Annotated in this window: 19 protein-coding genes; 11 read left to right on the top strand and 8 right to left on the bottom strand. The window is 50.5% G+C overall.

Features of this window, described 5'->3' with window-relative positions:
* Nucleotides 1-9 precede the first annotated feature (9 nt).
* The 9 genes from lspA to ACMHXE_RS09595 all read left to right on the top strand — a co-directional run bounded on the left by lspA (nt 10) and on the right by ACMHXE_RS09595 (nt 8,408).
* The gene (lspA, locus tag ACMHXE_RS09555) at nt 10-525 is read left to right on the top strand and encodes a signal peptidase II (protein WP_101055523.1); all 516 of its coding nucleotides are present in this window, start codon (nt 10-12) and stop codon (nt 523-525) included.
* 5 nt (nt 526-530) lie between these two features.
* Nucleotides 531-953, top strand: coding sequence for an FKBP-type peptidyl-prolyl cis-trans isomerase (fkpB, locus tag ACMHXE_RS09560; RefSeq protein WP_025887209.1), 423 nt, complete (start codon nt 531-533; stop codon nt 951-953).
* 1 nt (nt 954) lies between these two features.
* Nucleotides 955-1,908 carry a 4-hydroxy-3-methylbut-2-enyl diphosphate reductase gene (gene ispH, locus ACMHXE_RS09565; protein ID WP_039034882.1) on the top strand — a complete coding sequence of 318 codons (954 nt, stop codon included), beginning with the start codon at nt 955-957 and terminating at the stop codon, nt 1,906-1,908.
* 255 nt (nt 1,909-2,163) lie between these two features.
* Nucleotides 2,164-2,709: a type IV pilus modification protein PilV gene (gene pilV / locus ACMHXE_RS09570; RefSeq protein ID WP_413732090.1), complete on the top strand. Its 546-nt coding sequence runs from the start codon at nt 2,164-2,166 to the stop codon at nt 2,707-2,709.
* 4 nt (nt 2,710-2,713) lie between these two features.
* Nucleotides 2,714-3,688: a PilW family protein gene (locus tag ACMHXE_RS09575; RefSeq protein WP_413732092.1), complete on the top strand. Its 975-nt coding sequence runs from the start codon at nt 2,714-2,716 to the stop codon at nt 3,686-3,688.
* Nucleotides 3,689-3,698: 10 nt separating this feature from the next.
* Nucleotides 3,699-4,157: a PilX N-terminal domain-containing pilus assembly protein gene (locus ACMHXE_RS09580; protein ID WP_039034932.1), complete on the top strand. Its 459-nt coding sequence runs from the start codon at nt 3,699-3,701 to the stop codon at nt 4,155-4,157.
* Nucleotides 4,154-7,708: a pilus assembly protein gene (locus ACMHXE_RS09585; protein WP_413732094.1), complete on the top strand. Its 3,555-nt coding sequence runs from the start codon at nt 4,154-4,156 to the stop codon at nt 7,706-7,708. Before ACMHXE_RS09580 ends, ACMHXE_RS09585 begins: the two co-directional genes overlap by 4 nt.
* A gap of 8 nt (nt 7,709-7,716) precedes the next feature.
* Nucleotides 7,717-8,112, top strand: a complete 396-nt coding sequence (locus ACMHXE_RS09590) for a type IV pilin protein (RefSeq protein WP_039034878.1) — start codon at nt 7,717-7,719, stop codon at nt 8,110-8,112.
* On the top strand, nt 8,109-8,408 hold the full coding sequence (locus tag ACMHXE_RS09595) for a TapY2 family type IVa secretion system protein (RefSeq protein ID WP_165565420.1): 300 nt from the start codon (nt 8,109-8,111) through the stop codon (nt 8,406-8,408). The genes ACMHXE_RS09590 and ACMHXE_RS09595 overlap by 4 nt, the downstream gene beginning before the upstream one ends.
* A 35-nt stretch (nt 8,409-8,443) precedes the next feature.
* Here the strand turns inward: ACMHXE_RS09595 and ACMHXE_RS09600 are convergent, their stop codons facing one another.
* The 6 genes from ACMHXE_RS09600 to ACMHXE_RS09625 form a co-directional block, all read right to left on the bottom strand.
* Nucleotides 8,444-8,851 carry a CBS domain-containing protein gene (locus ACMHXE_RS09600; protein ID WP_071477011.1) on the bottom strand — a complete coding sequence of 136 codons (408 nt, stop codon included), beginning with the start codon at nt 8,849-8,851 and terminating at the stop codon, nt 8,444-8,446.
* 51 nt (nt 8,852-8,902) lie between these two features.
* Nucleotides 8,903-10,651 carry a GNAT family N-acyltransferase gene (locus ACMHXE_RS09605; RefSeq protein ID WP_413732096.1) on the bottom strand — a complete coding sequence of 583 codons (1,749 nt, stop codon included), beginning with the start codon at nt 10,649-10,651 and terminating at the stop codon, nt 8,903-8,905.
* 15 nt (nt 10,652-10,666) lie between these two features.
* Nucleotides 10,667-11,533, bottom strand: coding sequence for a UDP-2,3-diacylglucosamine diphosphatase (locus tag ACMHXE_RS09610; RefSeq protein ID WP_412502684.1), 867 nt, complete (start codon nt 11,531-11,533; stop codon nt 10,667-10,669).
* A gap of 89 nt (nt 11,534-11,622) precedes the next feature.
* The gene (locus ACMHXE_RS09615; RefSeq protein WP_413732098.1) at nt 11,623-15,273 is read right to left on the bottom strand and encodes a two-component regulator propeller domain-containing protein; all 3,651 of its coding nucleotides are present in this window, start codon (nt 15,271-15,273) and stop codon (nt 11,623-11,625) included.
* A 137-nt stretch (nt 15,274-15,410) separates the two neighbouring features.
* A complete protein-coding gene (locus ACMHXE_RS09620) occupies nt 15,411-16,769 on the bottom strand; it encodes a YjiH family protein (RefSeq protein ID WP_335904200.1) in 1,359 nt (452 codons plus the stop codon).
* A 290-nt stretch (nt 16,770-17,059) separates the two neighbouring features.
* Nucleotides 17,060-18,604, bottom strand: a complete 1,545-nt coding sequence (locus ACMHXE_RS09625) for a methyl-accepting chemotaxis protein (protein WP_101055549.1) — start codon at nt 18,602-18,604, stop codon at nt 17,060-17,062.
* A gap of 526 nt (nt 18,605-19,130) precedes the next feature.
* Between ACMHXE_RS09625 and ACMHXE_RS09630 the strand changes: the two genes are divergently transcribed.
* The gene (locus tag ACMHXE_RS09630; RefSeq protein ID WP_165565416.1) at nt 19,131-19,838 is read left to right on the top strand and encodes a hypothetical protein; all 708 of its coding nucleotides are present in this window, start codon (nt 19,131-19,133) and stop codon (nt 19,836-19,838) included.
* A gap of 36 nt (nt 19,839-19,874) precedes the next feature.
* On the opposite strand, the gene ACMHXE_RS09635 is transcribed toward ACMHXE_RS09630, so the two are convergent.
* Nucleotides 19,875-20,735 (bottom strand): U32 family peptidase, encoded by an 861-nt coding sequence (locus tag ACMHXE_RS09635; protein ID WP_413732101.1) that lies wholly within the window; start codon nt 20,733-20,735, stop codon nt 19,875-19,877.
* A 10-nt stretch (nt 20,736-20,745) separates the two neighbouring features.
* A complete protein-coding gene (gene ubiU / locus ACMHXE_RS09640; protein ID WP_101055558.1) occupies nt 20,746-21,747 on the bottom strand; it encodes a ubiquinone anaerobic biosynthesis protein UbiU in 1,002 nt (333 codons plus the stop codon).
* A 140-nt stretch (nt 21,748-21,887) separates the two neighbouring features.
* On the opposite strand from ubiU, the gene ubiT reads away from it, so the two are divergent.
* Nucleotides 21,888-22,406, top strand: coding sequence for a ubiquinone anaerobic biosynthesis accessory factor UbiT (ubiT, locus tag ACMHXE_RS09645; protein ID WP_165565414.1), 519 nt, complete (start codon nt 21,888-21,890; stop codon nt 22,404-22,406).
* Nucleotides 22,407-22,977: the final 571 nt, after the last annotated feature.

The raw sequence follows: 22,977 nt of genomic DNA on the forward strand, positions 1-22,977 counted from the left end.
ATAATAAACATGCCCGCAGACTGGAAACAAAGTGGCCTGCGCTGGTATTGGGTGGCTGTGTTGGCTTTTTTGGCTGACCAGCTGTCCAAACAGTGGGTATTGGGTAACTTCAAGCTGTATGAGTCGGTGCAGCTGTTGCCTTTTTTTAATCTGACCTATGTGCGCAACTACGGCGCAGCCTTCAGCTTCCTTAGTGATGCCGGTGGCTGGCAGCGTTGGTTGTTCACCGCCGTCGCCGTCGGCTTCAGTGTGTTGCTGACCGTTTGGCTTAGACGGCAATCGGCTGGATTGTGGCGCCTAAACCTGGCTTATACTCTGGTGATTGGCGGCGCGCTGGGAAATCTTGTCGATCGTCTGATGCATGGTTTTGTGGTGGATTTCCTCGATTTCTACTGGAAAACCAGCCACTACCCGGCATTCAATATCGCTGACTCGGCTATTTGTGTTGGCGCAGTCCTGATCATCTGGGATTCATTTTTCGGCGGTGACAAGGCCGCTTCCAAGCAGAATGAAGCCAAGGAGTAACGCAGATGTCTGATGTAAAATCCCTCTTGTGCCACCTGAATATCCTGCTGGAAGACGGTTCGACCGCCGACAGTACCAAAGCCTCCGGTAAACCTGCCAGGCTCAATATTGGCGACGGCAGTTTGAGCCCGGCGTTTGAAGCTGAGCTCCTTAAGCTGAAAACCGGCGACAATCACAGCTTTACCTTGGCTCCTGCCGATGCTTTCGGCGAGTCCAATCCCGATGCCATTCATCATCTGGATCGCAGCCGATTTCCGGCAGATATGACGCTGGAACCCGGTGTTATTGTCAGCTTTGCTGGCCCTGGCGGCAGTGAAATCCCCGGAATCGTGCGGGAGATAGCCGGTGATTCTGTCACAGTCGATCTTAACCATCCGCTGGCGGGCCATCAGGTGACCTTCGAACTGGAAGTATTGCAGGAGCTTTGATATGTCAGTAGCAAAATCTACCGGTCTTAACATATTGCTGGCCAACCCCAGAGGCTTCTGTGCCGGTGTTGACCGGGCTATCAGCATAGTGGAACGGGCGCTGGAACTCTTTTCCCCGCCTATCTATGTGCGCCATGAAGTAGTGCATAACCGTTATGTAGTTGAAGATCTCAAGCAGCGCGGGGCGATTTTTGTCGATGAACTGGATCAGGTGCCTGACAACAGCATAGTGATTTTCAGTGCCCATGGGGTGTCGCAGGCGGTGCGCAATGAGGCCAAGCGTCGTGGTCTTAAGGTGTTTGATGCCACTTGTCCTCTGGTCACCAAGGTGCATTTGCAGGTGACTCGTGCCAGCCGCAAGGGGATTGAGTGCATTCTTATCGGTCATGCCGGCCATCCCGAAGTGGAAGGCACCATGGGGCAGTACGATAACCCGGAGGGCGGTGTTTATCTTATTGAGTCTCCGGCCGACGTGGATGCATTGCAGGTGAAAGAGCCGGACAACCTTTGCTTTGTTACCCAAACCACGCTGTCGGTGGATGATACCCTGGATATTATTGCCGCGCTGCAGAAGCGATTCCCTTCGATTGAAGGGCCCAGGAAAGACGATATCTGTTATGCGACCCAAAACCGTCAGGATGCGGTACGTAAAATGGCCCAGGATGTGGACTTGCTGATAGTAGTAGGCTCCAAAAACAGCTCCAACTCCAACAGACTGCGGGAACTGGCGCTCAAGTCTGGCACTCAGGCCTATCTGGTCGATAATGCCGATGATGTCGAACGTGAGTGGTTTGATGGTGTCAGCAAGGTTGCGGTTACCGCCGGGGCTTCTGCTCCTGAGGTGTTGGTGCAGCAGGTTGTTGAGGCTATAGCCAAACTGGCGCCGAGCGTGGTGACCGAAGTGGAAGGGCGCAAGGAAGATACCGTATTTGCCGTACCAGTTGAGCTAAGGTAAGAAACCGCGAGTTTATCGCGCTTATTTAAGCGAACAGCATTTTAAAAAGAGGCTATCTAAGCCTCTTTTTTTTATGGAAAAAATACTTCTTATCAGGCTTGAATTTATTAGCGATACTTGTTACTGGCGATTTACATTCGACTCAACTATCATTAACAGGTATTATTGTTGCGTTTAGCTAACTATAAGATATTAAAGAACTAATAGGCTGAATTTATTGTCAAAAACATGGCGCTGTCTGGAGATTTGACACCTATGAAAAAACGCAGGGAGGGGTTCTCTCTGATTGAGGTTATGGTAGCGCTCGTCATTTTGGTGATAGGGCTTATCGGGATATTTAACTTACATATAGTAGCCAAGCGCGCCAGCTTTGAATCATTTCAACAGACTCAGGCGGCCTACTTTGCCAACGATATCCTCAATCGAATGAAGCTCAATAACAAGGTTTTGAGTAGTTATGAGGGCTCCTATGATGGAAGCGGAAGTGCCCCGGCAAAATCCTGTGATGTGGGCCTTGGCGCCACTGTGACCTGCACTACTGCCGAGACTTTGGCTTGGGATCTTTACCAATGGCAGGAGCTCTTTACCGGCGCTGCTGAAAAGGCAGATAGCCGGAATGTCGGCGGCCTCGATAGCGCCACTGCTTGTCTGACTGTCGATGGCAGTGATGTCACTATCGTGATGGCATGGCGAGGCATTCAGGAAACCGCCGGCACCGCCTATGAAGCGACTGACTGCGGCGATAGCCTGGGGAAGCGTCGGCGGGTTTTTATCCTCAAGACTGTGATTAACCAAGGTTAAGGCGATGAGAGTAACAAATTCAAAGCAGTCGGGCTTTTCTCTGGTTGAACTCATGGTGGGCATGGTTATCAGCCTGTTTTTGACGCTAGGTTTGTTTGCCATGTTCAGTATGTCTGCCACCAATGTTACTACCACAGGGCAGTTCAATCAGTTGCAGGAAAATGGCCGTATCGCGCTGGCTATCATGGTGCCGGATCTGAGCCAGGTAGGTTTCTTCGGAGATATGACGGGTACAGACTTTGTGCTGGATACCAACACTCGGGTCGATAATACAGTTGGGACAGATTGCTCCGGCGAGGGGCTCAACAACGCCACTCTGCCTAATGATAAACCTGCCCACTTCAGACGTCTTTGGGGCTATGAGGCCGGGGTGAGTACCGGCTCACTGAGCTGTGTCAGTTCAGCGATGACAGGGACAGATGTGATTCAGATTAAACGACTGGTAGGCCCTCCTGGAGCCACCAGTGGTTTTCGGGTAGCGACAACGGCCAGCCAGGCGGTGTTTTTTAGCGATACAGATCCCGGCCTTGAAAACCAAAGGGTGTGGGAATATCAACACCATGTCTACTTTATCAAAGACAATAACGGCGTGCCGGTTCTGACCCGTAAATCACTTTCTAAAAGTGGAATGGATGTGGACGAACCCTTGGTCGAAGGGATAGAGAATATGCGCATTCTCTATGGGTTTGATGAGGATGGTGATGACACAGCCGATAGCTTTATGCCGGTGCAGAGTGTGACGGATCTAATGTGGGATAACCAGCTGTTTCAGCGAATTGTGGCCTTGAGAGTCTTTTTACTGGTACGTTCAGTTGCAGAGGACAAGGCATATACAAATGAGAATACCTATCAAATAGGTGATAAAACAATTACATACCCAAGGCCTGACAAGAATGACAATGTAAAACCTGATCACTTCCGCCGTAAGGTGGTTTCGACCACTGTGGTACTTGAAAACCCGGTGTTGATAAGGAATTAAGTAGATGAAGATAAGGCAGCAGCGGGGAGTTGTACTTTTTTTTGCACTTATCCTCCTGATTATTTTGACCTTAATTGGTGTGGCACTGGCGGTTAACTCCAGTCAGTCGCTGCGCATGGCCGGCGCCGGTGCCGAGCGAGTGGAAGCCAAAGCCTTGGCCGATGGTGGGCTGCAGGCGGTATTGAACGCCAAGAGCCAGGCAGAATTGGCAACGATGACAGCGGTTGATGATGATAATAGTTTTTTGGGTGGTAGTCAGGTTTTGACACCTTTGCCATTGAAGAGTGATGGCACTGTGGACGCCAAGAATGTTGCCTGTCAACGGAGCAGAGCTGCCAGCGGTACAGATCTTATCAAGTGCCGGCGAGTTGAGGTTTCAAGCCAAGTGCAGTATGGGCGGGATAATCTTGGACAACTGACAGTTATCGAAGGGGTTGAGCAGGAAGTGCTTAACGGGAGCGGATCATGAAACTCAAAAAGTGTTTATGCGGTTTGTTGTTTGTGCTGGTTGGCTCTTCCGGGCAAGTCTCGGCAGATGATACAGACCTATACCTGATACCTCCTCCTAATCAAGGGCGAGCCAAGGTGTTGATTATCTTTGATAACTCAGCGTCCATGGATACTATAGAAACAGGAGTGCCAGGTGGGTACGATCCTGACGAAGAGTATCTTCCCGTAGGTTCTTCCCATTCCTATGATGAGCGGTTGATCTACTTTACCGTTGGCTCCGGAATGGATGAAAGCGCATTACCCGTACCGGACAGCCCCTCGGAGTCGCGCCGCTTCAATCAGCTTCTTAATGGTTGCGCTGTAGCCCAAGAAGCTCTGGATACTTATGGTCGTTTTACCGGTTATATCCGGGAGTTTGTGTTTTCCGGCAACGGCGCGGGTACTTGGCAACCTATTAAGGAAAACAGTGGTGCAGAAAGGAACAACCCGATTGATTGCTGGGAAGATATTGCAGGAGATAACGCAAGCAATAATGACGTGTATCCTAATGGCTACCCTCAAAATAGCGTTGGAAATAATAAAAATTATCAGCCATATGGTGGTACAGATGCTGCGGCGTTGGAAAATGCTGAAAAACTTGGCTTCAATCAAGGTGAGTTGGTAACTCTTTACACAGATAATTATCTACGTTGGTATACCCGCTATAAGAACGATTTACTGGATGATGTTCAGGATCTTAGCCGGTTGGATATTGCAAAAACTGCGATTTCCGGGGTGATTAGCTCTATGCCGTCGGTTGATTTCGGCCTGGCAGTATTTAATATGAATTATGATGTGGAAGGGCAGCGAGATGGCGGCCGAATCATTGCCGGTATTCGTAATCGCACCGCATCACAGAAAGACGTTTTGCTTAATACAATTGAAAATCTACCGGCTGAAACCAACACTCCACTTTGTGAAACTTTGTTTGAAGCCTATCAGTATTTCAGTGGTGGCCCCATTACTTTTGGTCATAGTGACTTTAAGTATGATGGGAATGGCATACATTACACTCCTAATCGACCCCCATACGATATAAATGTAGAGGATAATGGTAGTTACCTGTCTCCAATGAGTGTTTGTAGTGATATTGCTTATATCATCTATATTACCGATGGTGTGCCTACCTTGGATGCTTCGGCTAACGATAAGATTACTTCTCTTGTCAATGAGGCGAATGACGAGGGAAATTACTTTCCTTATACTTTCATAGGTAATAATGGCGAAGAAATCAGCTATCTGCCGGCGTTGGCCAGCTATATGGCGCATAACGATATACTGCCGGATACGGAAAAGTTTCAACGGGTGGTGACTCACACTATAGGCTTTGCGCTCGAGGAAGGTTCTGCCGCTGAGCCTTTGCTGGAAGAGACGGCCAGGAGAGGTAACGGCCATTATTATACCGCCAACAGTGTGGCCGATTTGCAGCAAGCCTTCAGTAATGTGCTTGACAGTATCACGGATGAAGGCCAAAGGTTTTCGGCGCCCGGGGTGGCCTTTAGTAATGCTGACCCAACTCGGACCCTGGACTCAGCTTATTATGCGCTGTTTCGTCCATCTCAAGGACCCAGATGGGTCGGCAATTTGAAAAAGTTAAAAGTTAATCCCTCAGGGGTTTTGATAGATGCCAATGGTGAAGCAGCCATTTCAAAAACAGGTGGTATTTCTGATTCGGCCTGTAGTCTATGGAGTAGCTGCTCTCCGGACCCTGATGGTAACGATGTACAGGAAGGCGGGGCGGCCAGAACCATAGTGCCTGATAGCCGTACTATCTACAGTAACATCAAGGTAGGTGGTGACCTGGCAATTTTGAGTAAGAACCAGGCTTCCAGCTATGCCGGTGGTGACATTGACTTGTTGGCCCATATGAACATGAGTGTGGCCGCCGGTACTGAAAGCGCTGAGCTTGAAAAAGCCTTTGAGTGGATCAAGGGGAAAAATGTCGATATAGATGAAAATGACGAGTTTACCTCTGACGATTATAATGGGGTTCGCGGCGATATCATGGGTGACCCCATGCACTCGCAACCACTAGCCATTGATTTTAGTAGCGGTGATAGCACCAATGTGCGCATTTTCGTTGGCACCAACCATGGTATGTTGCATGCCTTTAAAGATACAGGTAGCAGTGTTGAAGAGAGTTGGGCCTTTATGCCCTATGAGTTTCTCAGTAATGTGCAGGAGCTCAGGGATAACAGTTATGCCAATGGCCACAGTGTTTATGGCATAGATGGTTCGCCGGTTTCCTATTTGGAGCGCAATGAGTCGGGTGTTATTACCAAGGCCTGGCTATTCTTCGGTATGCGTCGGGGCGGGAGTGCTTACTATGGCTTCGATGTTACCGCACCGGATTCACCTATACTGATGTGGCGGATTGACAGCAGTAGCGCCGGTTTTGCAAACTTGGGACAAACTTGGTCGACACCTGTTGTGACTAAGGTGCCGGGTTTGGATACCCCTGTAGTGATTTTCGGTGGCGGTTACAATCTGGGCTATGACGCCAACACAGGCAGTAACTCAGATGGCCGCAATGTGTACCTGGTCAATGCCGAAACCGGGAAACTCGAGCATAGCTTTGGTGTTGATGGCAACACGGCTTTGACCGGCATAGAGCACAGTATTGCCGGTTCAATTGCCACCCTCGATAGCAACAGCGATGGCGCAACTGACAGGCTGTATGCCGCAGACCTTGGCGGTAATGTCTGGCGCATGGATATGCCCTCTGAAAATACAGCCAGTTGGAGTGGCTTTAAGTTTGCCTCTTTGGGAGGTGCGCTGGCTTCTTCTGATCGTCGTTTTTTCTATGAACCAGTGGTTGCTCAGACGGTATTTACCAATGTCACCCAGGTGACAGTGACAGATGCTGATGGTAATACCAGCACGACTACGGCCTATCAAAATGTACCTTACGATGCTGTGACTTTGGGCAGTGGTAACCGGGCCTCACCTTTGGACAGCGCCGTGGAGGATATGTTCTTTGTGCTACAGGATCGTCATGTGGTGACCAAGACTTTTGGCGGCTCCGGCGCGATTGTTCCTAGTCCCATTACCTTGACCAACCTCTATGACGTGACATCGGCGGCTCCGAGCAGCGACAGTGAGAATATTGAATTTGGTACCAAGCTGGGTTGGTTCCGTAATTTCTCCATTGCCGGGGAAAAGAGCCTGTCGCCTTCGGCCATTATTAAGGGTGACGTTTATTTCACCTCCTTTGTACCCGCGCAAACAACACCGGAAACAGCAGACAGTTGTCTTATCTCCTCGACTGGGCGTTTATACCGCTATGACCTGCATAAAGGTGGGCGTTACAATTATGAGTTTTTGGAAGTGTGTGAAGATTGTATTCCTCAGCCGCCCAAAATTATTACCCCGCCCAAAGATCCTGATGATCCGGATAATCCGGACAATCCAGATGCTGCCTTGATTATTGGTCGCGGTGAGTGTGATGAAACCGGTGAAAACTGTTCAGGTACAGTGGCATTGGAGACGGGTCTGACTACCAACAAGATTTATTACCATGTAAATGAGTAGGATAAGAGATGAAAAGACCAGCGGGTTTTACCCTGATAGAAGTCATGATCACTGTGGTCATTATCGGCATACTGGCGTCTATCGCTTATCCATCTTATGTGCAGTACATTGCCAAGAGTACTCGCTCCGAGGCTCATGCGGCCTTGATGCGACTGGCCAATCTGCAGGAGCAATACTATTTGGATAATCGCACTTATGCCACGGATATGACCAAACTGGGGCTCAATGCCAGTCCCTTTATTACTGAGAATGGTCATTACAGTATCGCGTCAACCGGCACAGCGGATTTCACCCTGACCGCAACGGCACAAGGAGCGCAGGCCAGCCGCGACAGTAAGTGTAAAACGCTGACCTTGACCGATGCCGGGATTAAAAGTGGTGCTTCAACGGAGTGTTGGAAATGATGAGATCAATTAAATATGGTTTGCTCCTGCTGCTGCCCGGTATGCTATTTACAGCCCAAGCCGCCGATCGGCAGGATGTTAAGTGTCACTTGATTACCAGTAAGGGAGAGCAAATCGCCTTTTATCGCTGGGACTTGGACAAGCAGCAGCTATTTATGGCACGTTTGAGCGGTAAGTCGTTAAAGGATGCCCGCGGTAAGCGTTACTTTATCAGGGAAGCCAGAGAGTGTGTGTTGCTCAAGGAAGCATTCAGCTCTGAGAAGGCCCGTAAGTTGGATGAGATGACTCTAAGATAACTTTCCCTAAGTCATGACACTTGAGCTTGTTCGGGTTAACAGCAATAGGCTCGTAATAGATCCTTCCAGGTCACTATACCGACAATTTCGCCGTCTTCCAGTACCGGCAGTGAACCTATATCTTTCTCCAATAAGAGCCTGGAAGCCTGCGCCAGGCCTACGTGGGGCGCAACGGTTACAGGGTTACGGCTCATTACTTGGTGTGCCCGCTTATTGAGGGTTTCCAGATCTCTGCTGCTGGCGGTATCGCTGCCAAGGTTGGGGCTTAAGGCTCGCAGCAGATCGCGCTCGGACAGGACGCCTTCCAGCTTGCCTTCATCATTCACTACCAGTAAGTGATGAAAGCCTGCATGATGAAATATCTCTTTGGCCACACTCAGGCGATCGTCCATTTCCACTGTGACAACCCGGGTGATCATGATATCGGCGATGCAGAGCTGCATAGGGATCCTCCATAACCTTTTCTTTGTTATATCAGAGCCCTGTCAATAATGCTAACTCAGAGCATTTTCATCTTGCTGATTGAGCTCCTGCAGATGGCAATCGATATAGCGGCTGCGTTTTTTGAACTTGAGTTTGTCCAAGTCTACCAGCACCAAGCCATCGATACAGTCGGCAAAGTCGGCATCCACTCCAAAGGCGAGGAAGCGCACCCCATCAGGCTGACAAAGTTCGCCGTATTGCTTGTAGAGAGTAGGCACAGCGGCTCCCATACTGGCAAGGGTCTGCTTGAGCTGTTTAAACGCGTCTTGATAACCTGAATCGATATAGAGTTTGTCCAGCTCAGTCTGGCGCTCAGGTGACAGACCAAAAGGCGCGAAAGACTGTGCCAGTTGTGTTTTACAGGGAAACTGCTGCAGGTAGAAGTGTACTAACATCTCCTTGGCTGGTGCCGGCAGTTGGTTGCTTATGGTCACCGGCCCGAACAGATAGCGGTAGCCGGGATGACGAGCCAGAAAGGCACCTATGCCGTACCAGAGGTAATCGAGACTGCGCTTTCCCCAATATTTAGGCTGTACAAAGCTGCGGCCGAGTTCCAGGCCCTTGGCGAAATAGGGCGCAAATTCTGTTTGATAGTGAAACAGTGACTCACTGTAGAGGCTTTCTCCGGCGCTGTGCAAGTTCGCAACTTCGGCAAAGCGGTAGGCGCCGACTATTTCCAGCTCCTTGGGATCCCAGAGTACCAGGTGCAGATAACTGGAGTCGTACTTGTCTATGTCTCTGCGTTTTCCCGTACCTTCACCCACGGCGCGAAAAGCCAGTTCCCGCAACCGACCTATTTCCCGCATCACAGGGCTGCAGCCCTGATGGCGGTAGAGGAAAATCTGCTTGTCATCCTGAGTTTGGCCAAGCTGCTCGCACTGCAATAAAGCCTGTTGCAATTCACGACGTTTTTCCGGATGGGCGATGGCGCTTTGGGTGTTGAACAGTGGGCTGCGGTTCTTGCCGATGCGATAGAGGTGGTTCTTCAGCAGACTGACCCGGGTTTTGAGCGGGAAGTCACTGCCGCTGACCGCTTCGGCCGGGATAAGCTCGCCGATACGCACCGGCAAAGTGTTACTGGCTTGTTTAAACATCTCCTTGACCAATAGCAGAGTCGCCAAAGGTTTATATAACATGGAAGCGCCGTAAAAGGTGGCCGAGTTCTTGGCATCGACATACATGGGCAGCAGCGGCGCATTGCAGCTGATAGCCATCTTCAGGAAGCCGGTCTGCCACTGGGTATCGCGAATGCCGTTTGGTCTGAGCCGGGAAACCTCACCCGATGGAAAAATGAGCAAGGCGCCTTCACTGCGCAAATGTTGATGGATCTTCTCCAGGTGTTGTCTGGGGGTTCCGCCAGTCATATTGCGAACCGGCAGCAGGATGTTGTGCAGTGGCGTCAGTGTCATCAGCAGCTCGTTGGCAACCACTTTAATATCAGGCCTGACTTCGCTGATAAGTTTTATCAGCACCAGAGCATCCAGCGAACCTATCGGATGATTGGCGAAGATAACGACCCGGCCCTGATGGGGAATGTTTTCCACCTCACTGTCCGGCACCGTATAGCTGACGGCAAAGCTTTCCAGCACTTGTTCAACAAAATCCACGCCCTTGAGAAAACTGAATTGGCCAGCGATATCATTGCACTCCCGCTCATTGAGCAGATAACGCAGTAAGGCCTTGGTTGGCTTGGCGAGCCAAGGCTTGCTGTTGATGTTGGGCAGATTGGATTCCACGACTTTATCGACGGTAAACATCATAATGGGGTACCTGATTTAAGCAGCTTGTTGTTCTTGTCCCTGCCAGGCGAAGCGTTTCAGTACTTCGGTCCGGCCCAGTTGTTCATTCCAGCGCTCGAGTTGCAGTTCGCCCTCGAGGGTTTCAGTCAATAGGGTGCAGTTCTCTACCCAGTCACCATCATTGGCATAGATAAAGCCGCTCATTTCCGTGAGCTCAGGCTGGTGAATATGACCACAGATGATGCCGTCCACCTTCTGTTTGCGACCATAGCGCACCACGGCTTCGCGAAAACTGTTGATGGCTTGTTGAGCCTTGCCGACTCTTTGCTTGATAAAGCCGGCCAAAGACCAATAGGGATAACCGAGACGGCGGCGAACCTTGTGCAGATGGCGGTTAAGAAACATCAAGACATCGTAGAGGTGATCGCCGAGACGGGCGGTGATACGGCCGATACAGACTTCGGAGTCAAACTGATCGCCATGCAGCATTAGCAGGGTTTTGCCGCTCAGGGTTTGATGTCGGTACTCTTTGCTGATAATGACATCGGCGAGTTGCAGCTGGTGGTAGTCCTTAAACAGCTCGTCATGGTTGCCGGGCAGATACACCAGTTTGATGCCGCTCTGCGCCATCTGCAGCAGTTTTTGCAGCAGTTGGTTGTGACTCTCGGGCCAGAATACCCGGCGTTTGAGGGCCCAGATGTCGACTATGTCCCCCACCAGATACAGCACCTTGGGTTGAACGCTGTTTAGGAAATGCAACAGGTATTCGGCCTTGCAGTCAATGCTGCCCAGGTGAATATCCGAGAGCCAGAGGGCGTTGAGCTTGGTGACAGACTCGGCTACGCGGCGGGAGTATGGGTGAAATGTCGATGGTTTGTTGACCAATGACTTGCTGCCTTTCATCGCGGCTCCTGGATAAAACCAGTGAAACGGGTTTGACTGTGAAAGACTCTAAGCCAGCTATTTGACCTTGAAGTGACGTCTTGATGACCTTATTGTGACGCCCTGGAACTTGCCTCGATATCATAGGGCAATATGATGCGAAACTCGCTGCCATGCCCCGGCGCACTGATCAGACGGATCTCGCCGCCAAGCACTTGAGTCACCAGGTTATAAACTATGTTCATTCCCAGGCCACTGCCGCCTTGACCACGTTTGGTGGTAAAAAAGGGAACAAAAATATTCTGTTGTACCTCGGTATTCATGCCGCAGCCATCGTCACGATAGACAAGCTCTATACCACAATCGCTACGGTTGACATCAAGCGACATCTGTCCCTCGCTTCCTTCTGGAAAGGCGTGTACCAGCGAATTGGTAAACAGGTTGCTGATAATTTGGTAAAAGACGCCCGGAGTGGCGTAGAGGGTGATATCGGCCGGACATTGATAGCTGTACTTGTGCGGTGAGCGGTGCAGCATGGGGTTGAGCGACAGGAAAATCTCATCCAGATAGTGCCCCAGGTTAAATTCCCGCAGTTCTTCATGGGACTGATCGACGGAGAGTTGTTTGAAGCTGCGGATCAGCTTGGCGGCGCGCTCCAGGTTGGTCAGCATCAGACGGCTGCAGTCGACCACTTCATTCTGGTACTGTTCGAAATCCTGCTGATCGACATCCTCGGCGTAAAAGCGTTTGTTGAAGGCTTTAACATTCTCCGCCAGATGCGAAGCCGCGGTGACACAGATACCTATGGGAGTGTTGACTTCATGGGTGATGCTGGCAACCAGACCACCCAGAGTGGCCATTTTCTCCTTATCCAGCAGTTCAGACTGCGCCAGTTGTAACGCTTCCAGGGTGTGGTTCAGTTCATCATTGCTCTGTTGCAGCGCTTCAGTGCGCTGTTTAACCCTCAGCTCCAACTCCTGATTGAAGCGGCGCAGTGCCGATTCGGTTTCTTTCAGTTTCTGAATATCCTTGATGGTTCCTGTAATCCTTAAAGGGCGCCCCTTTTGATCCCTGGTCATGACCCGGCCACGATTGAGTACCCAAAGCCAGCGCTCATCACGGGTTTTGCCGCGATAGCTGAGTTCAAATTCTTGCCGGCCTTTATGAAGGCAGGCATCAATCTCGGGCCAGATGAGCGGCAAGTCCTCTGGATGGACACAGCGCTCCAACGTATCTTTCAGGTGGGTTTCGGGCTCGGGATACCAGAGAAAGGCGTTATTACGCTTGGCCTGCTGCGTTCGCAGATCCCAATCCCAAAACTCATCGCCACTGCCGATAAGTGCCAGTTGCAGCTTTTGCTCGCTGCTCGCCACTTGTTGCAGCAGCTTTTGTTGCTCAATAAACTTCTGCCACCTGTTATAGGCAAAGCCAAATATCAGGCTCAGCAGCAATAAGCTGTAAATAGTATAAGCCCAAGGGCTTTGCCAGGGCCTGGGGGTTATGCTCAGCTGCAGGCTCTGCGCCGGGCTGGTATTGCCGTCAACATCCACGGCTCTGACCATAAAGCGATAGTCACCGGGTTTGAGCGTCGGGAAGAAGGCGGTTCTGGCCCCCTGGGTATTGAGCCACTCCTGCTGCAAGCCTTCGAGCTTGTATTGATACTCAAGATGCCTGGCGTGATGCAGGTTCGGGCTGTGGAATTTGAGACTCAGCGGCAAGGCATCAACCCCCAGAACCAGTTTCTGTCGGCTCCAGGGTTTTGGTGCGTGCTCTTGTGTCTGCCCCAGCGCCTGCAGTTCATCTATGATCGGCTGCTCAGGTGGTTTCCTTGCGGTTATAGCGGAGGGGTGAATATGGTTGAGGCCTTTTACACCGCCGAGAAACAGACTACCGTCCCTATCGAGAAACCCGGCGCCAAAGTTGAACTCGTTGGCTTGCAAGCCATCTTCATAAGCAAAATTCCGGCTTGTGCCTGCTGCGGGATCCAACCATGACAGACCGCTGGCGCTGCCAATCCAAAGTTTGTTGTCGGCATCATGTTGCATCAGGTAGGCGACATCGCCTATCAGGCCGTGTTGGCGGTCAAACATTTGATACTGCCCGCTATGTGGGGTGAATGAAAATACGCCGTCGCTGGACGCTATCCATAACTGTCCATCCGGGTGTTGATAGATGGAAAACAGGTGCTTGCTGGGTAGAGGAATTTCAGTATCTGTGGACCAATGAGATACACTGCCATCCGGCTTGAGCCTGAATAGGCCTTCACCGTAACTGGTGATCCAGATATTGCCGCCGTCATCCTCCAGTATCGAGGTGGTTTCTGTTTTGGGCAGCGGCGTGGCATCCGGCGCGGCAAAGCCTTTTTCGATACCAAGATAACGGCTGACTCCGGCTTCTTTGGTGGCTATCCAGGCGATGCCACTTTGATCAAAGGTTAAACTGTAGAGGGTGTTGGCCGGTAGTGAGCCAGGTTCATTGGCCTGATGGCGATAGTGCAGATAGCTGTCGCGCTCGGCATTGAAGATCAGTAAGCCTTCGCCCCGGGTGCCAATCCACAGCCGGCCCTGACTGTCTTCTTTGATAAAACCGATAAAGGCCTTATCCAGCAGTTGGCTTGCCAGCGGCGAGGGTTTGAAGCCTTGAATTTTGCCCGAGTCAGACTCCAGTGCCTGATAAAGGCCGCTGGCGGTGCCGACCCAGAGTTGCCCCAGATGATCGCGAAAAATCGCTCTGACATCGCCATTACCCAGGTTGTGGCTTTCGAAACTGTTGGGGAGCAGTTTTCCCATGGCTTCCTGATTGAGATCCAGCTTACCGAGACCGGCTCCCTTGGTTGCTATCCAAAGTTGGTTGCTGTCATCCAGATGCAGCGTCTGAATGGTCTTGCCATCGCTGTTTGGTTGCCAAAGAAGCTCCCGGGTTTGAGGTGTAAACCGCACTAGACCGAATTTATCCACCGCCAACCAGAGCCGTTGCTGTGGATCCAAAACCATATGTCGAATGCCGGCATCGCCAAGTTGGTTGATGGAGTAAGGTACAACTTCGGTTCCCAAAGACCAGTGCCAGAGTGCTCCTTTGCCCGCGAGCCATAAACTGCCGTCTTTGGCCTGTATCAGAGACTCGACTTGAGCAAGTGCTGGCAATATTGTCATCTGTTGCCATGACTTGCTGTCATCCAGCTGCCAGAGCGAGTCTCCTGCAAGATACAAGTCGCCGGAAGGCGTTGCATAAAACCTCAGTTGTGAAACGGCATTGGTCTGAAGCTGCTGGCTACCCAGGCGTTGGCGGCGTTTGGGGTCGTAGCGCCAAACCTTGGCATCATCCATCAGCAGCCAGAGCATGCCTTGCTTGTCTTCTGCCAGCTCGCGGATCCCGGTCAGCGGCAGATCGGCTTCGGCACCCAATATTTCAAAGCGACCACTGTCCGGATGATAAAGATTCAAGCCATCACTCAAGGTCAGCAACCACAGCTCATCTTGGCTTGAAAACAGCAACCTTTCAATGTGATTGCCACTGGGACCGTAGGGGGCGTCTTGCTTACTGTAGAGCCTGAAGTGTTCACCATCGAAACGGTTCAATCCGGCTTGAGTGGCTATCCAAAGATGACCGCGATCATCTGTGGCGAGGTCATTGACAGTATTCATCGACAAGCCGTCTTCGGCCTGAAATTGCTCAAGGACGGGGCGATAGCCCAATGACGGCGTCAGGCTATCGAGACACCAAAGTGCCGTAAAAAGGAGTAGAAGCGCAGAGATTTTCACCGAAAAGCCTCAAAAACGAACTTTTTTCAGTGTAGATGCTGGTGGCTCAAATGCGAATTTTGTCAGCACATTCTAGTGCTTATAAATAAAACGGCCGCATGTAGCGGCCGTTGTCGGGAGGTTAGGTTACATTGTCCCTAGAACAGCAGATGTGCCATTCCGGCAATTACCGGCAGGGTGACCAGGGTACGCAGCAGGAAGACTGCGAACAGCTCCCAAATTTTCACCGGTATCTTGCTGCCGATAAGCAAGGCGCCTACTTCACTCATGTAGATCAATTGGGTGACCGACAGCGCCGCAATCACAAAACGTGTCATGTCGGCTTCTATGCTGGTGGCCAGAATTGAGGGGATAAACATATCGGCAAAGCCAACGACTATGGTCTTGGAGGCCTGGGTGGCTTCGGGAATTTGCATCAATTCCAACAGCGGAATAAAAGGCATGCCGAGATAGTCAAATACCGGGGTGTATTCGGCGATGACCAAAGCTATGGTGCCTATAGCCATTACGACAGGGAGCACCCCGAAGATCATATCGATGACATTCTTTATCCCTTCGGAGAGCACCTTGAATATACCGCCGGTATTGGCTGCCTTGGTGAGCGCCAGATCCAGCCCCCAGGACAGGGAGTTATGGCCTTCGGGCAGCGACTCATCATCTATCTGCCTGGGGCTGCCATCAACATAGACATCTTTCTTGCGTGACAGCGGCGGCAACTTGGGTACAACTATGGCGGCAACAATACCGGCCAGGCAGACGGTCAGGTAAAAGGGCACAAACATCGCCTGCAGTTTTACTTGAGTGAGCACCACAAGGGTAAAGGTGATGGAGACTGCCGAGAAGGTAGTGCCGATAACCGCCGCTTCACGTTGGGTGTAGAAGCGGTTTTCATACTGCTTACTGGTTAGCAGAATACCGACACTGCCATCCCCGAGCCAAGAGGCCATGCAGTCGATGGCGCTGCGTCCCGGCAGGTTGAACACCGGCCGCATCAATTTGGTCAGCAAGGTACCGAAGAGTTCCAGCAGGCCAAAGTTGAGCAATAAAGGCAGGAACATACCGGCAAAAAAGAACACACAGAAGAGCAGCGGCAGCAGGTCATTCATCACCAAGGCGCCGGTGGAATCCGCTCTGAGCATCTCTGGGCCAACCTGGAAGAAGGTCAGGCAGATAAATATAGCTCCCAACACTCTGACCAAGAGCCAGGCAGGGCTGATATTCAACAGGGAATTGAGAAACTTGCTGTGGCGAACGAAGCCGGGACGAAGGAGTTTTACCAACACACTGGCCGTGGCCATAAATACCACTATGGCGCAAATTATGCCGGTCAAATAATCATTGAGCAAACTTTTGAGTTCACCGGCCAACACAGCTACAGGGATCGTCAGTTCGTTGTTATAACTGATAGGTGTCATAAAGAGTAAGACACCGAGCAGAGATGGCACCAGGAAGGTGAGTATGGTTGCTATGTTGCGGGGTTGTTTTTCGCTTGCCACGTTTGTTACACCCTGAATTTACACTAATGAATGAGTAAAAAATTACTCGCCAGGGGCAATATTGGCTTTGGATGCATTTTCATTCAGCCAGCCCCAGAATTTAAGGGGGCAAGATTACCCCCTTAATGCGGCTATGTAAATTCATTCGCTGTCAGTTCTGTCTCTTTGATCACAACAGCATAGTTATTAGCAGTCTTTGCGTAATTATTGTTTGAGCAGTTCCTAATGAAAAAGTCTTCAAAAATAAATAGTTAAATAATTGTTGCTCAAGCCGGATCCGGGCTTGAGCGTTAACCGAAGGTTTGTCTCAGATTTAGTGACCTGTCGGCACTGGCCTTTAATTGCAATACGGCTTGCTCTACTTGACCTAGGGCAGAAACGTTGTCATTGGTGGCGCCATGAATCATCTGGATGCCGTTTGCTATTTCCTGTACCACTTGCCCCTGCTGGGTGGCTGCCACGGCATTTTGTCTGGCGAGATCGTGTATTTCACTCATTCCCTGGTTAACTGTGTTGATGGACTCAACTGCCGATAATGCTTCGGTTGCACATTTCTGTGCTTGCTGTCTACTGGCTTCCATCTCAGTGGCCCACTTGGTCAGCATGTTGAACATAGTCTCTATGCTGGCTGAAATGCTTTTGGTGGACTCTTGGGTGCGAGCCGACAAGGCTCTGACCTCGTCGGCGACCACGGCAAAGCCGCGTCCTTGCTCACCGGCTCTGGCTGCTTCTATGGCCGCATTGAGGGCCAGTAGATTGGTTTGATCGGCAATGGCATCGATTTCCGACATGGCATTGGCAACCTGCTGAGCTTCATCGTTCAGATGCTTGGCATTGGAAGCCGCTCTGGCTACATCATCGGCCAGGTGGAGAATATGTTCGCTGTTCTGATGCATCACATCTCGGCTTTGGCGGCAGAGACCATAAGCCTCATCTATACGGCCAGAAGTTGCTCGGGTATTGTCGGCTACCTCGCTGATAGTAGCGTGCAACTCTTCAATGGCGCTGGCAATTTGATGCATCTGTTGCTGCTCCAGATCCATACCGACTCTGGCCTGCTCGGTGGCCACCACTAATTGAGCGGCAATATCATTGGTTTTAAGCGCCTGATCCTGAGTCCGGCCCAATACGCCTTGAAGCATGGCAGCTTTACGTTGTAACTGGAATTCGAGCACAGATGAGGTATCGTGCCCGGCATAGATGAAGCGACTGACAGAGTCGTACTCTTGCTTGAGTGTTATCAGTCGGGCGGGAATACGAAAGGCTTCGTCATAGAAGATTGCCAGATTGAGCGCCATCAGTATGGCTCCGGCCAACATCACGCCCCAACCCCAAATATAACCACAGAGCAGCAGACCTGCCCCGGCCATCAGTGCTGAAAGTAAGCGTTTTTGTGTCAGCGTCAGTGGATCTTTAACTACTTTCCCTTGGTTCAGGCGGCGGTAAACTTTGATGGCCCGCTTAACAGTCTCTTGGCTTGGCTTAACTCTGACGGATTGATAACCAATGATTTTTCCCTGCTCAAAGATAGGAGACACGAAAGCATCGACCCAATAAAAGCCACCGTCTTTACAACGATTTTTGACCAACCCTCGCCAGGATTGGCCAGCCTTGAGGCATTGCCACATTTCGGTAAAGGCCAACTTGGGCATATCGGGATGGCGAACCAGGTTGTGACTGTGGCCCAATAACTCGGCTTCAGAGAAACCCGATATCTTGGCAAAGGCAGGATTGACGTAAGTGATAACGCCGCGAAGATCTGTAGTAGAGATGAGTTCGTCGGTGGATTGCAGACAGACTTCCCTGTCTGTAGTGGTGGAATTCCTTCTGGACATCTTTATTCCGGCTCAGAGTTAGTGGCCCTATGTCGATCCGGGCCTTATTATTACTTTAAGTGTGATAAGCATAACATTTTTGTGGTTATTGGAGTGAGTGCTTTTTTGACAAATATTCTAGAAACCAGTATTTGCATATCATTGATATGAATACTAATTGTAAAATTCGGCGGTCAGAGTTTTGGCCGGGATAAAACGCTATAAACAGACAGACTATCGGCTGGCTACAGTGAAATCTGCTGCCGCTTTTTTTGCCCTTGGATAAGTCATAACAATTTACGTGGTTGTCATCATCTTGACGATTAGAATCAATATCATCAGTTAGTTACTGAATATGCCAGAGCATCAACGAACCTGAATCTATACTCTGACGCCAAAATGCAATAATTCGACCGGGAGCGACTTTTGTTGTTTAAACTCGGGTAAATAAGCGATCAGTAACGCAAAAAGACCTTGCCCGGACTTTAAAAAAAATCTGGAGCATGTAAGTTAGACTGCAGAAACCTAATCCGGGGCAAACACTGGCATGTTAAGAAGACAGAGACTGGCAAGAATGGCGTTGAGCTTTGGTTTGCTGGGACTCTTTGGACTGCTGCTGGGCCTGGGGTTGGTTGTCTGGGGCTATCATAGTAGCGATGGGCGGGACTTCAGTTTACTCAATCACAGTTTGAGTGAATTGGGCAGTTATGGTCATTCATCTTTGGCTGTGGTTCTCAATGGTGGCCTGTTCTTCGGCAGCTTGAGTTTGGTACTCTGCTGGTTGTTTACCCTGCAGCTATCTCGCCAATTGAGTGGTCATCTTCTATATCTCAGTTTGACTCTGACTTGCATGGCGCTCGCCGGGGTGGGCTTATTCCCGGTCAATGTCTATCACCTCCACACTATGATGCTGAAGTGGTTTTTCATCTTTGGCAGTATCAGCGTAGGTTGTTATTTAATTTATCTAGTGCAACGTCCCTTTGTCGCAGCAACCTTATGGACTTTGATCCCGGCGCTTATCAGCGGCATCAGTTTGGGGGCTTTTCTGATTTTGCCATATCTGGAGCTTGGTATTACCGAGGGGGACAATCCTTTTTACTATGAGTTGGTACTGCAATTACCGCGGCCCGATTTTTGGTTACCGGCGGTGCTCGTATGGCTGGGACTCGGTAGTTTTATGCTCTGGGTTCTGTGTTTGCTGCTGTGTACAAAAGAGGCTCCCGATGAACAGGAGCCTATTGAAAGTCCATATTAAAGGCTGGAAAGTCCAAAGTACCGGCTTGCTTAAGACCTAACGTCTATAGTCCATGCCTGGCGCGTCGTGCCAGTATCCATTACAGGCTTCTTTGCCTATTTCAGGGTCGACTTCACTCCCTGCATCTTGCCGTAAAGATTCCGCCAGAGCGATAGAATCATGGCCATCCGGTGATACCCTGAACCAGTCAACGCCCAAACGTTCCATTTCTGGAATATCCCGTCTGAGATCGCAGCGGCCTGCCGACTGAGTCTGGATACCATTGAGTCGCAATAGCGGCTGTTGCTCCTGGGTTTGGGCGACCAGGCCTTTGGGGTGCTGGATGCATATTGTCTGACAGTCATCTTTGGCTAGTCCCTGATGGCGGGCGGTGAAGCAGCGAGCCGAGTGGGCCAAGGGCAGATAACCATAGCCCAATAACTCGACTTCAAAGCTTGGTGTCGGAGTGATGACTTTCTGTAGCCAAGTCTTCGACAGTTCAATGGGCATCACAAAGCGCCGCATACCCCATTGATGCAGCTTGTCCAGGCTGGCCCTATTGTAGTTATTGATACTGGCGCCACAGACAAAGGGCAGTCCCTGCTCTCGCGCCATACCTACTGCAGCCATATCGTTGGCTTCAACAATAAACTCGCCATTATCGAGTTGTTTTTTAAGCTCTTTAAGCTCTGATTGTGCTTCTATCAAGGCCAGGGTAGAAAGTACAACCTGTTTACCGGCATCTTTGAGTTCATGGGCCAGGGCCAGATAATCGGCAAACTTCATCTGCCTGCGGCGGCTGCAAACGGCTTCTCCCAGATAAACCAGTGGAATAGTGCTGTCTGCAACTTCACGGTAGAAGGCCTGTACCTGTGTTTTGGGCCAGCAATAAAGCAGCGGGCCAAGAGAAATATTCATAGAAAACTTCCTATTGCCAGCTGCGCTCGTAGGCACCCAGCGTAGTGGTTTGTCCCTCGGAAACTTTGGCCAGCGCGGCATGCCATTCTGGTTTGGATTGGAACCGCTCAGGTGCATTTTGATAGGTGTCCAGAGCCTGACGCCAAACCCGGGTAACCTGTTCTACATAGGCGGGACTGCGCTGGCGGCCTTCAATTTTGAGCGACACTATGCCAGCCTGAGCCAGGTCTGGTAACAAGTCCAGGGTATTGAGGCTGGTGGGGGACTCCAGCAGGAACCCTGGTTGGCTGTCTTCTTCGGTCAAATAACGTCCCTTGCACACAACCGGGTAACCCATCTGTTCATTCAGTCCCGAGCTGTCAATCAAGACTTCGTTGAGGCGGGTCTGGCGACAGCCTTGATTTTCCTGCCAGCGCACATGTTTTGCCGGTGAGCAGGAGCCACCTGAATTGGGCGATTCCCCGGTCACATAGGAAGACAACTGACAGCGGCCTTCGGCCATGATACATAGACTGCCGAAGGCGAACACTTCCAGATCAACCGGACTGGCTTTGGCGAGATCCTTGACTTGCTTGATGGAAAGCACTCTGGGGAGTACGGCGCGCTCAATGTTGAATTCACGCTTATAGAGTGACAAGGCGCCGATATTAGTGGCGCTGGCTTGTACCGATAAATGCAATGGCAGGTGAGGGTAGTGGCTATGGGCATAATCCAGCAGCGACAGATCGGCCATGATCAGCCCATCAATATCAGTGTTGGCAGCCAGATCGACGGCTTGATACCAACGTTTCTCTTCACCCGGTTGCGGAAAGGTATTAATGGTCAGATACAGTTTGCGCCCTTGTGACTTTACCTCTTTGGCTGCCTGTTGCAGCTTGGTCGGTGTGAAGTTCAACCCGGCAAATGAGCGGGCGTTGGTGTCGTCTTTCAGCCCCAGATAGAGGGCATCGGCGCCGGCGTTGAGAGCGGCCTTGAGTGAAGCCAAGTTCCCGGCCGGACACAGGAGTTCCATGTTAATTTTCTCCCTAATTACAAACAAAGCCGCAGTTTATCGACCTTTGGATCTCATAGAGTTGATATAAAACAGGTTTATGATCATAAAACTTGGTTAGACTGCCGGAGTTTAGGCTTTTTTATCAGGAGTAACTCAAGATGCGCACGGCTTTAGCCGCCAAGGCGGCGCGCGATATTCTCACCCTGGCTCCCAAGTTGGCCGGGAAACCGCTGACTTTGGTTCCTTTCACTATCAAAGCGAGTGTACTGCAACAGTTATTGGCGGTATTGCTCAGCGAACAGGTTCAGGATGGCGAGTTGGATTTTCTTGAAGGGCAATGGGTTGGCGTTCGGGTCGAGGATATGGAATTGGCATTTGAAGTCAGTTTTGAGCAAGGTTTCAAGGTGCGACCTTTTACGGCACCGGAAGTCACCTTCAGCGCCAATAGCGCCGAACTCTTGCTGGTAGCAGCGGCCAAAGAGGACCCTGACACCCTGTTTTTCCAGCGCCGACTCAGTATTGAAGGCGATACCGAATTGGGGCTCGAGGTTAAAAACTTGCTGCTCGGCATAGATGTTCAAAGTATGCCAAAGGGGTTGAAGCTGATGTTGGATAAGCTGGCCAATATGCTGACCACACTCCTGCAAAGTTCACAAACTGCACCTCAATGGGCCTGACAAACAGTAAAACAGTAAAATCCTGACATAAAAAAAGCGACCCATTTGGGTCGCTGTCAGAGTTCAATCTAAACTCTGGATGGTGCGCTAGAAACCATCTTGAAGGGAGGATAATGATGAAACACTCGGTTCACTAATTCTGACTGCCGATTTTTCCGCGAGTTCCCGCACCAAGCAAAATAATTCAGTTTTATTTGCTTCACGCCTATCTGTAGTTCCCCAAAAAGTCTGTCAAATTATGGTCTTACAGTGAGTTTGATTCAGCTTTTTCATTTTCTTGAATGGCAATATTGGCATTAACTATTTATCTATCCGAATGAGTCGAGCTGTAGGATAAAAAAATGGCAACCCAAGGGGCTGCCATACAAACTCGTACAAAACTGATTCGTACAAAAAGTCGTGCAAAGAATGAAAACCCGCTGCGCTAGCGTCGGGCCCCCATCCAAGGGAGGTGATGATGAAACACTTAAAAAAGGTTCTGTTATTCAGAGTCGGCTTTGATGAAAAAGTTTCCTTGAAGGAGAAATTTTTTTGCTGGCCTTGGTATGCAATGAAAAACCGGGGATAAAAA

This window comes from Shewanella sp. BJSY2023SW007 (genome assembly GCF_047314525.1).
In the GTDB taxonomy this organism is placed as follows: domain Bacteria; phylum Pseudomonadota; class Gammaproteobacteria; order Enterobacterales; family Shewanellaceae; genus Shewanella; species Shewanella chilikensis.

What these genes read in the sequence shown, in the direction of transcription:
- ACMHXE_RS09625 (WP_101055549.1), bottom strand. Translation starts at nt 18,604, where the DNA reads ATGTCCAGAAGGAATTCCACCACTACAGACAGGGAAGTCTGTCTGCAA.
- ubiU (WP_101055558.1), bottom strand. Translation starts at nt 21,747, where the DNA reads ATGGAACTCCTGTGTCCGGCCGGGAACTTGGCTTCACTCAAGGCCGCT.
- ACMHXE_RS09595 (WP_165565420.1), top strand. Translation starts at nt 8,109, where the DNA reads ATGATGAGATCAATTAAATATGGTTTGCTCCTGCTGCTGCCCGGTATG.
- lspA (WP_101055523.1), top strand. Translation starts at nt 10, where the DNA reads ATGCCCGCAGACTGGAAACAAAGTGGCCTGCGCTGGTATTGGGTGGCT.
- ACMHXE_RS09575 (WP_413732092.1), top strand. Translation starts at nt 2,714, where the DNA reads ATGAGAGTAACAAATTCAAAGCAGTCGGGCTTTTCTCTGGTTGAACTC.
- ACMHXE_RS09635 (WP_413732101.1), bottom strand. Translation starts at nt 20,735, where the DNA reads ATGAATATTTCTCTTGGCCCGCTGCTTTATTGCTGGCCCAAAACACAG.
- ACMHXE_RS09585 (WP_413732094.1), top strand. Translation starts at nt 4,154, where the DNA reads ATGAAACTCAAAAAGTGTTTATGCGGTTTGTTGTTTGTGCTGGTTGGC.
- ACMHXE_RS09605 (WP_413732096.1), bottom strand. Translation starts at nt 10,651, where the DNA reads ATGATGTTTACCGTCGATAAAGTCGTGGAATCCAATCTGCCCAACATC.
- ACMHXE_RS09590 (WP_039034878.1), top strand. Translation starts at nt 7,717, where the DNA reads ATGAAAAGACCAGCGGGTTTTACCCTGATAGAAGTCATGATCACTGTG.
- pilV (WP_413732090.1), top strand. Translation starts at nt 2,164, where the DNA reads ATGAAAAAACGCAGGGAGGGGTTCTCTCTGATTGAGGTTATGGTAGCG.
- ACMHXE_RS09600 (WP_071477011.1), bottom strand. Translation starts at nt 8,851, where the DNA reads ATGCAGCTCTGCATCGCCGATATCATGATCACCCGGGTTGTCACAGTG.
- ACMHXE_RS09630 (WP_165565416.1), top strand. Translation starts at nt 19,131, where the DNA reads ATGTTAAGAAGACAGAGACTGGCAAGAATGGCGTTGAGCTTTGGTTTG.
- ACMHXE_RS09610 (WP_412502684.1), bottom strand. Translation starts at nt 11,533, where the DNA reads ATGAAAGGCAGCAAGTCATTGGTCAACAAACCATCGACATTTCACCCA.
- ubiT (WP_165565414.1), top strand. Translation starts at nt 21,888, where the DNA reads ATGCGCACGGCTTTAGCCGCCAAGGCGGCGCGCGATATTCTCACCCTG.
- ispH (WP_039034882.1), top strand. Translation starts at nt 955, where the DNA reads ATGTCAGTAGCAAAATCTACCGGTCTTAACATATTGCTGGCCAACCCC.
- fkpB (WP_025887209.1), top strand. Translation starts at nt 531, where the DNA reads ATGTCTGATGTAAAATCCCTCTTGTGCCACCTGAATATCCTGCTGGAA.